Origin of the sequence: Streptomyces sp. NPDC006265, from assembly GCF_040613555.1 — a bacterium.
Taxonomy (GTDB): Bacteria; Actinomycetota; Actinomycetes; order Streptomycetales; family Streptomycetaceae; genus Streptomyces.
The window spans coordinates 1-8,123 of record NZ_JBEXSH010000384.1; the positions used below are offsets into that span (position 1 = coordinate 1).

The window sequence follows — 8,123 nt, forward strand, 5'->3', positions numbered from 1 at the left end:
GGCTGCGGTCCGAGCCCCGGACAGCCCCGGGAGGGTGAGGGGGGTGAGGGGTGTACAGCTGTGGAGAAGCGGGTGCGGGAGCTCAGCGGTGGTCGGCCTGCCGACGCCTCAGCCACAGGGCCGTCATGCCCAGCAGAACGGCGAAGACCAGCAGGAACGCCACCGACACCCACATCGGCCGGCCCCCGGGGTCGTCCCATCCCGCCGATGCGGCCGACGTCGCCCACAGGACGGCGCCCCCTGCGTAGAAGGTGCGCATCCGGCGCAGCTGCCGCAGCGCTCGTACGGATTCAACGTGATCGGTTTCCGAAGCCATGCCGACGCAGGTACCCCGGAACGCGCTCCCTATCAGCCTCGGCGATCCGCTCTTGTCGCCGGAGCAGGAACGGTGTTCGGCCTGCGCCAGGCCGACCGCGCCCCCCGCGTCAATCGACCCGGCCGAGCGGGTACTCGGCCCGGCTCTGCCAGCGTTCCCCGTCCCAGACGATGAGTTCGACGGCGTCGACATGGCACCGCAGCGGCAGCAGGGGCGCGAGTTCGGCCTGCAACGCGTCGTACGCCGCGTCCTGGGTCGCTGGGCCCTTGTGATTCGCGATCGTCAGGTGGGGGTCGAGACCAGTGCCGAAGATCCCTCGATACGGCACCAGCTCCGGCCAGCGCCGAGTGAGGTCCGCGGTGAGCGCCCTGACGGGATCGTGTGGCTGAGGGTCGAGGTACAGCACGCCGGGGTATCGGCCGAATTCGGCGAAGGTCAAGGCGAAGGAAGGGTGCCGGGCGAAGAGGCGGCACAGTTCACTGCGGACGAGGTCGTCCAGGCGGCTCTGGTGCACGAACGGATAGAGGACCGTCACATGGGCGGGAAATCCGGCCCGGACCAGCGGATCAGCCTCTCGGATCTTGATGGTGAACGCGGTGTCGCCTGGTATGTCCGGCCACCCGTCCCGCTCCCGCTCGCTGTCTGCCCTGCCCTCATCTGCGATCAACACGCTCCATGATCACAGGCGGGGAGCTCCGTGATCAAGGCTGCTCCACGAACTGGGCTTCCCTCGTCCTCGTTGCGCCGACGCGCGAGATGGACGGTGATGTCGGCCCTCATCTCGACCCTGTCCGGGAGGACCCGCATGATCCGGCTGAACACCTGCTCTCGCTCCTGGAGTGGCAGGACGAGATGGGCCGAGACGGTGGAGAGGTGCCCGACGTAGTCGCGGGCGCTCATCGTCACGTGGCGTTCGGTCCACGCCTGTTGAACGTCGGTGAACCACTCGGATCGTTGCAGCTCGGTACCCGGCCACTGCATCGCGTGATCCGGAGGCGTCCCGTCGGGGGACGGAATCTCGTCGCTCTCCAGGAAGGCTGCTCTCGCCGTGCGAACGGCCTCCTCCACGGCCGGGTCGGCCAACCGGAACCGCCCGCCGAAGGAGGCGAACACGCCACCCGGCTCCAGCAGCCCGGCCATGCGTGACCACCGGCCCTCAGGGTTCGTCCAGTGCAACGCTGCGGCCGCGTAGACCAGTCCGTACCGCTCACCCGGTTGCAGGTCCTCGAACGCGGCTTGCGCGCAGCTGACGTTCGCCGGCACGTGCTTGCGCAGCTCGGCGAGCATGGACCCGTCGGGCTCGGTCGCGGTGACCCTGATCCCTCGCTGAGCGAAAAGCCGGGTCGCTTTGCCCGTACCGGCGCCGATCTCGAGGGCGGTCCGGACCGGATGACCCGCGTACGCCATCACCATGTCGAGCAGTTCCACGGGATATCCGGGCCGGAACCGTTCGTACGCTTCCGCCACCACTCCGAAACTCAGCGCGCGACCAGACATGCCGAGCATCGTGACACGGGCTGCGCCGGCTGCGCGGTAGGGGCAGCCTGATCCGAAGCCGTGGGACGCCCCTTCGGCCCGCGATGCCGCTACGCGGCTCACGAGGTCCCGGCGTGGTGGTCCAGCAAGCGAGTGAGCAGCTGGATGAACTGGTCGCGTTCGGCCGGGGCGAGGGGTGTGAGGAGTGAGTCGTGGAGGTCGTCGAGGACCACATCCAGGCGGTCCAGGTGGCGGCGGCCCCGGGGGGAGATCGTGATGACGTTGCGGCGCCGGTCGGCGGGGTCCGGTGTTCGCTCGACGAGGTCCCGCTCGGCCAGTTCGTTGAGCACACCGACCATGTCGCTGCGGTAGATGCCGGAGCGCCTGCTCAGCTCCGCCTGGCTGGCCGGCCCGAACTCCTGCAGTGAGGCGAGCACGGCGTAGTGCCACTTGCGGGCATCGGCCCTGGCCAGCCCTTCGGTGATCAGCCGGTCCGAGCGCATGGTCAGTTGGGACAGCAACCGGCTCGCCCGCCGCCGCAGCCTGTCGGGGGTCCTGAGCGCGTCCGTGTCGGGCATGTCGGCTGCTTCGGCTCGGGTCATGGCATCAAATCTACCGTTGTGTTGGTCCCACTAACGATGTACGTTCACTCGGGCCTGCAAACCGTTAGTGTGACTAACGCTGACCTAAGTGACCGACAGGAAGGCAGAACTTGCCGATCAAGACGCTGCAGATCCCCACCGCGGACGGCCGGGCCGACGCGTTCGCCGCCTTCCCCGACCAGGGCGAGCGGCACCCCGGGGTGCTGATGTACGCGGACGGCTTCGGCATCCGGCCCGTGCTGCGGGAAATGGCCCGCGAACTCGCCGGGCACGGGTACTACGTGCTCGTCCCCAACGTCTTCTACCGGCACGGCCCGGCACCGGTGATCGAACTCCCGGACCACATCGGAGAGGAGTCCCGGCCAGCGATCCTCGCCCGGCTGATGCCCATGATCGAGGCGCACACCACCGAACGCGTCCTGAGCGACGCCGACGCCTACCTCGCGTTCCTCACCGCCCGGCCCGAGGTCGGCGCCGGTCCGGTCGCGGTGACCGGATACTGCATCGGCGGCCTGCTGGCGATGCGCACCGCCGCGGCCCACCCCGGCCACGTGGCCGCCGTCGCCGGATTCCACGGCCCCGTGGGCGCCGACGGGCCCGAGAGCCTGCATCTCCTCCTGTCCACGCTGTCCGTCGCGGGCGACGAGGCCAACGCCGTCACCCTGACCCTCCCCGAGACCGTCACGGTCGACCGGCCCGTCGCCACGAACTGGCACGCCGACCCCGCCGACGCCGTCCCCTTCGCGAACTGACGCCCCGCGCCGGGCACTGGTGAGAAACCCGATGACGGCGGTGCCACCGCTCGGCGGGGCGGCACCACGCCCCCTCCCCCGGTGACGAGCCGGCCACCAGCACGCCCCCGGCCGACGGACATCCCGTCGGCCGGGGGCGCAGCCGTTCCTCGGCCGCGGAGGCCTTTTGCCGTAACCGCAACATTCCGTGCCGAGCCGCATGGGGCCTGGCGAGATTGAGGGCACACCGACACATGGAGGCCTGATGAGCACCAACGATGCGGTCGCATTCTGGGACGACGTCTACGCGGGCCGCCCCGCAGCCGAGGGCCCCCGCCCCAACGCTCGCCTCACCGAGACGGTGACAGGCCTCGGCCTTCCGCCCGGCGAGGCTCTGGACCTCGGATGCGGCGAGGGCGGCGACGCGTTGTGGCTCGCCGGGCAGGGGTGGCGTGTCACCGCGGTCGACATCTCGGCCGTGGCGGTCGAGCGGCTCACCGCCCTCGCCCGCGCGCAAGCCCTGGGCGACCGCGTCCTCGCGGCGCGGCACGACGTGCAGGAGTCCTTCCCGCCCGGAGAGTTCGACCTGGTGTGCGCCCACTACCTGCACACCCCTTCGGTCTGGACCGGTCGACCGTCCTGCGATCGGCCGCTCATGCGCTGCGGCCCGGCGGGCGGTTGCTGGTGGTCGATCACGGATCGACCGCGCCGTGGTCGTGGAACCGGGATCCCGGCCTTCGGTACCCGAGCCCGCAGGAGGTCGCCGCCGGAATCGATCTGAACCCGGGGACCTGGACGTTCGAACGGGCCGACTCACCCCGCCGGATCGCGACCGGCCCGGGCGGACGCACCGCCGAGGTCACCGACCACGTCCTGCTGATCCGCCGCACCGCCTGACGGAACAGACACTCGGGCACGGGCGCGCGTACATACATTACGTCATGGAGCGACGTCGGCGCCGCGAAGGCCGCTGAACACCGCGGGGGTCGCCCATCCGCGCAGGACGGCGCGCATCGTCGATCCGAACGCGGTCTCCGCGGTGGCTGTGTCGAGGGCCCCGGCCAGTTCGAGCGTCACGAGTCCGTGCATGGCCGCCCACATCGACAGGGCGATCGACGTCGCCTCACCGGCGAGCACGGACTCCTTCACGGCGCGGTCGATCGCCGTCAGGAGCGGGCGGATCGGGTCCTCGACGCCGACCTCCCCCGACGGGTCGAAGGACTGCACACCGCCGAACAGCACCGTGTACAGGTGGCTGTGGCCTCGTCCCCAACGGCGGTAGGCGACGGCCAGCGCATAGAGATCGGCCAGCGGGTCCTCGGACGTCGGCACCGCCGACACGTCCTGGAACAGCCCGGAGACGGCTCTGTCCCGCACCGCGCCGATCAACCCGTCCTTGCCACCGAACAGGGAGTACACGGCCGTTGTCGACGTCTCGGCGGCGGCGGCCACGGCACGGACCGTCACCGACTCCCGCGGACGCGTCGCGAGCATCTCGGTCGCACACACCACGAGCCGCTCTTTGACCGCCTCGTCGTTCGTTCTCGGCCTACCCACGACCGACAGCCTACCTCCTCTGATAACGTCGTTTTGAAACAGCGTTATGCAACTGTCGGAGGTCTGCCGTGCCCACATCCGTCATACGTCTCGCCCGCGTCACCGGGCGCTTATCGCTGGCCTTGGCCGCCGTCGTGGCTCTGGTCGTCGCCTTTGTCGCACTGATCGCCCTCACCGACGGGGCCGGCTCAGGGCTCGCGGCGTGGTCGACGACCCTCGCGGCCGGGTCCGTCGTGGCGATGCGGCGGGGCCGGCGCCGCAGTCGGCCGGCACGGCTCGTGCCGTTCCTGCCGGTGGTCGTCGCGGCGGCGCTGACGGCAACGGTCTGCGTCCCGACGGCGCCGGCGACCCGGCAGCACCCGCCGGCCCTGCCGTTCGTGGCGACACAGCACTGGAGCCTGGCCACAGGCAGCAGGGTCGCGGTGTACCACTACCCACCCGCCGGCCGGGGCCCCCGGCATCCCGTCCCGTTCGTGTACCTCAACGGCGGGCCGGTCCGCGGCATCTCGGTGCTCGACCACCGGTTCCTGCAACTCCTGGCACGCCAGGGCCACGACGTCTACGCCTACGAACCGGCCGGTGCCGGGCGAAGCGACCTGCTCCCCATGGACCAGTACACGATCTCCAAGTCGGTCCGTGACCTCGCCGCCTTCGTCGACCGCCTGGACCGGGGCAAGGCCGACGTTCTCGGATTCTCCTCGGGCGGGGTCGTGCTCACCCGGGCCCTGGCCGATCCGCGCGTCGCCGCACGCCTGCACCGGGCGGTCATCGCCGATCCCGGCCCCATGGACGGCCCCACCGCGGACATCACCGGACCCATAGGGCGAAAGTCCGCACGGGGCCTCGCGCCGGCCATGACCGGACCACGGTCGACCCATGTCCCCCGGTACGCCGTGGCATTCGGCCTCATGCGACTCGGACTCCTCACCCCTGACACCGGGTTGATCGGACAGGCGGAGGGCGACAACGCCTTCACCGCCGCCGATCTCGGCAGCGACACGGCCTCCGCCTACTGCGCGCGCGACGCACACCGCATCCCCGCCGAGGACACCGCCCGCACCTTCTCCTTCAGCCCCGCCGCCAGCCTCCGCGTCCAGCAGACGATCAGGGACTCGCCCTCCATCGCACGGCGACTGGGGCAGTCCCGGATCCCCGCGATGCTGATGATCGCCGAGTGCTCCTCGCAAGTCCGCCGATGGGCGACCGAGATCCTCGCCCACGACCCCGCCGTCCAGCGGACGCAGTACATGCCCGGCGTCGGCCACCACATGTGGAACGGCCTGGACGCCAACAACGAGCGTGCCGCCGCCGTCATCACCGCGTTCCTCGAGGACGAGCCGGCACCCCTGCCGAACCATCCGACCCGCGACGACATCCCGGCCTTCCTGCGGGACCACGAATAGGCGCCCTCCCTCGGCGGTCCGGTCGGCCGCTCAGGCGATCTCGTCGCCGGCGGCGAGGATGGTGCGGCCGGCCGCGAAGAGCCGCGCGCAGCGTTGCGTCATGGCTTCGGGCGACTGATCGGTGGTTGACCCACCAGCGGACCAGTGCGGTGCACAGGCCGCGCCACGCGTAGGCGAGGGCGTCGGCGTCCAGCGGGTCGCCGGATCCGGTCCTCCGCAGGAGGTCGGCGGTGCCGGTCGAGGCGAGGTCGTCGATGGCGCGGCGGTAGTACGCCGCACGGCGGGAGGCGTCGCTGTCTGGCGGCAGCGTGGCGTCGTAGAGGACGAACCACGCCTCGCGCTGCCCGTTCCGAGCGCGGTGAACAGGGCGCGCAGTACACGCAGGGCGGTGGGTGGCGCGGCGCGGGCGGGTTCGGTCATGGCGGTGCGGATGGCGTGCAGGAGGCGGTCGCCCACGGGGTTCAAGCAGGCGAGGTAGAGGTCCTGCTTGCTGCCGAAGTAGTGGTGCAGCAGGGGCTCGGTGACGCCGACCCGGGTGGCGACGGCGGCCATGGTGGTGGATTCGTAGCCGTGGCGGCCGAACTCCTCGGTGGCCGCCACCAGGACCTGTCGTTCGCGGGCGGCCAAGCCCCCGGAGGCAGACTGCGCAGCAGTTCCGAAGCGCCGTCGAAGGCCGTATAGACGCCGGACCGGACGTCGTCGTCCTCCAACTCGTGCAGTACGGCCAGGCACTCCCTCGCATCACGGTCCGCAGCGACCTGAGCGAACGTATCCATCGGTCGCGTCCGCAATGCCACCCGGTAGACCTCGTCCGGGTCCAGCCCGTACCGCCGCGCCCATGTCCCCCAGACCCGACGCTGGTTGCTCGCCGCGTCGATCAACGTGCCATCGACGTCGAACAGGACGTGCTTCGCGCGGCCCGGCCGCCCGCCTTCACTGGTCACGCTGGTCACGCCAGGCCTCCGGCGGGCGGTTTCGGACAGCTCACCGAGGCACCGGCCGTGTCAGAATGCCGACATGATTCTGATCCGAAAGGGCAATGCCGCGTAGACGTCCCAAGGCCGTCCGCGCAGAGCGGTGGCGGCCGCCCGAGCACCTGCCGGTTCGCCGGATTCCGTGCGTGTCTGCTCGGACTCGGACAGCGATGCGGCGTGTTGAGGCCGAGCATCTGTGGCCCGTCGCTGTCGCTCTGAGCCGCTTCGAGCGGGCCTTCAGACAGCCGGGGCGCTATCTCAGCGGCCCTTACGAAAGTCCCGGCATCGAGATCGAAGAGGGCCGAGACGACCTGGACGTGGCCCTACGGCATCTGCCCGCCCGAGCCCGCGCGGATCTCGGTCGCCTGGTGGAACGCATCGACGCGGAGTTCGAGCGCCGCACACTCCCGGATCCGGGTTGGGCGAGCGAGTGGACCGCAGGGCGTTGGTGGTGGTGGCGCATTCGGGAACGATGACGGCGGCGACGGTCCACGGCTCCGCGCGACGCCGGTGGGGCGTCGCACACGGCGTCCGGAGCGGTGAAGGCGTTGATCTTGGGCACACGGTGGGAGTGATCTTGCTGTTGTCCCGGGAGGGGGGATGTCGTGACAGTGCCTGCACGTCGTACGGCATGTGCGAAGCGCCGCCGATACGGGTTCGACCTTCGGTCGACGGCCCTGTTCTTCGTGTTCCTGGCGGTGGTCGTGTGCGCCGTGGGCAGCGCCGCACGCGTGGCGGCCGACGCGGTCGAGCGGCGTCCTGCCTGGGTGTTCGTCCTGGTCGTGATAGGTGTCGCCGGCTGCCTGGGACTGCGGCGCCGGTGGCGCGTCGCGGGAGTGGCGCGCAGGGCCGCGGCCGCGCTCGACGAGGCGGCCAGGGAAGCGGCCGAGCAGCTGGAGGCCCCGGCCGTTCCCCCTCAGCGGACGGCCGTTGAGGTCACGGTCGACTACCGGGCCCTGACACCGGAGGAGTTCGAGGCGGCGATCGCCGCACTCTGCGCACGCGACGGCTGCTCCGCTCGACGCGTGGTCGGCCGCGTTCGCCCGGAAGGAGAACAGACGTTG

At 70.8% G+C, this 8,123-nt stretch carries 9 protein-coding genes and 3 pseudogenes; 5 read left to right on the forward strand and 7 right to left on the reverse strand.

The features are described 5' to 3' along the window. Window positions 1-82: 82 nt before the first annotated feature. The 4 genes from ABZ281_RS27375 to ABZ281_RS27390 form a co-directional block, all read right to left on the reverse strand. Complete coding sequence (locus ABZ281_RS27375; RefSeq protein ID WP_356659637.1) at window positions 83-316, reverse strand: hypothetical protein; 234 nt, start codon at window positions 314-316, stop codon at window positions 83-85. Window positions 317-425: 109 nt separating this feature from the next. Beyond that, a complete protein-coding gene (locus ABZ281_RS27380; RefSeq protein ID WP_356659639.1) occupies window positions 426-986 on the reverse strand; it encodes a 2'-5' RNA ligase family protein in 561 nt (186 codons plus the stop codon). Next, window positions 980-1,813 (reverse strand): class I SAM-dependent methyltransferase, encoded by an 834-nt coding sequence (locus ABZ281_RS27385; protein ID WP_356659641.1) that lies wholly within the window; start codon window positions 1,811-1,813, stop codon window positions 980-982. The genes ABZ281_RS27380 and ABZ281_RS27385 overlap by 7 nt, the downstream gene beginning before the upstream one ends. Window positions 1,814-1,911: 98 nt before the next feature. Beyond that, entirely contained in the window at window positions 1,912-2,394 is a 483-nt protein-coding gene (locus ABZ281_RS27390; RefSeq protein WP_356659643.1) for a MarR family transcriptional regulator, read from the reverse strand. Between the two features lie 110 nt (window positions 2,395-2,504). On the opposite strand from ABZ281_RS27390, the gene ABZ281_RS27395 reads away from it, so the two are divergent. Together ABZ281_RS27395 and ABZ281_RS27400 are read left to right on the forward strand one after the other, a co-directional pair. After that, window positions 2,505-3,146, forward strand: a complete 642-nt coding sequence (locus ABZ281_RS27395) for a dienelactone hydrolase family protein (protein WP_356659645.1) — start codon at window positions 2,505-2,507, stop codon at window positions 3,144-3,146. A 244-nt stretch (window positions 3,147-3,390) separates the two neighbouring features. Beyond that, a pseudogene (locus tag ABZ281_RS27400) lies at window positions 3,391-4,022 on the forward strand (class I SAM-dependent methyltransferase). A 42-nt stretch (window positions 4,023-4,064) separates the two neighbouring features. On the opposite strand, the gene ABZ281_RS27405 reads toward ABZ281_RS27400, so the two are convergent. Continuing rightward, on the reverse strand, window positions 4,065-4,682 hold the full coding sequence (locus ABZ281_RS27405; RefSeq protein ID WP_356659647.1) for a TetR-like C-terminal domain-containing protein: 618 nt from the start codon (window positions 4,680-4,682) through the stop codon (window positions 4,065-4,067). 68 nt (window positions 4,683-4,750) lie between these two features. Between ABZ281_RS27405 and ABZ281_RS27410 the strand changes: the two genes are divergently transcribed. Further along, on the forward strand, window positions 4,751-6,085 hold the full coding sequence (locus ABZ281_RS27410; RefSeq protein WP_356659649.1) for an alpha/beta hydrolase: 1,335 nt from the start codon (window positions 4,751-4,753) through the stop codon (window positions 6,083-6,085). A 30-nt stretch (window positions 6,086-6,115) separates the two neighbouring features. On the opposite strand, the gene ABZ281_RS27415 is transcribed toward ABZ281_RS27410, so the two are convergent. Both ABZ281_RS27415 and ABZ281_RS27420 read right to left on the reverse strand, forming a co-directional pair. Next, complete coding sequence (locus tag ABZ281_RS27415; RefSeq protein ID WP_356659651.1) at window positions 6,116-6,817, reverse strand: TetR family transcriptional regulator; 702 nt, start codon at window positions 6,815-6,817, stop codon at window positions 6,116-6,118. After that, window positions 6,709-7,029, reverse strand: a pseudogene (locus ABZ281_RS27420) (phosphatase); the annotation flags it as partial. The gene ABZ281_RS27415 and the pseudogene ABZ281_RS27420, both read right to left, overlap by 109 nt. A 200-nt stretch (window positions 7,030-7,229) precedes the next feature. Here ABZ281_RS27420 and ABZ281_RS27425 point away from each other — a divergent pair. Together ABZ281_RS27425 and ABZ281_RS27430 are read left to right on the forward strand one after the other, a co-directional pair. Continuing rightward, window positions 7,230-7,535, forward strand: coding sequence for a hypothetical protein (locus ABZ281_RS27425; protein ID WP_356659653.1), 306 nt, complete (start codon window positions 7,230-7,232; stop codon window positions 7,533-7,535). Between the two features lie 129 nt (window positions 7,536-7,664). Continuing rightward, a pseudogene (locus ABZ281_RS27430) lies at window positions 7,665-8,123 on the forward strand (restriction endonuclease); the annotation flags it as partial.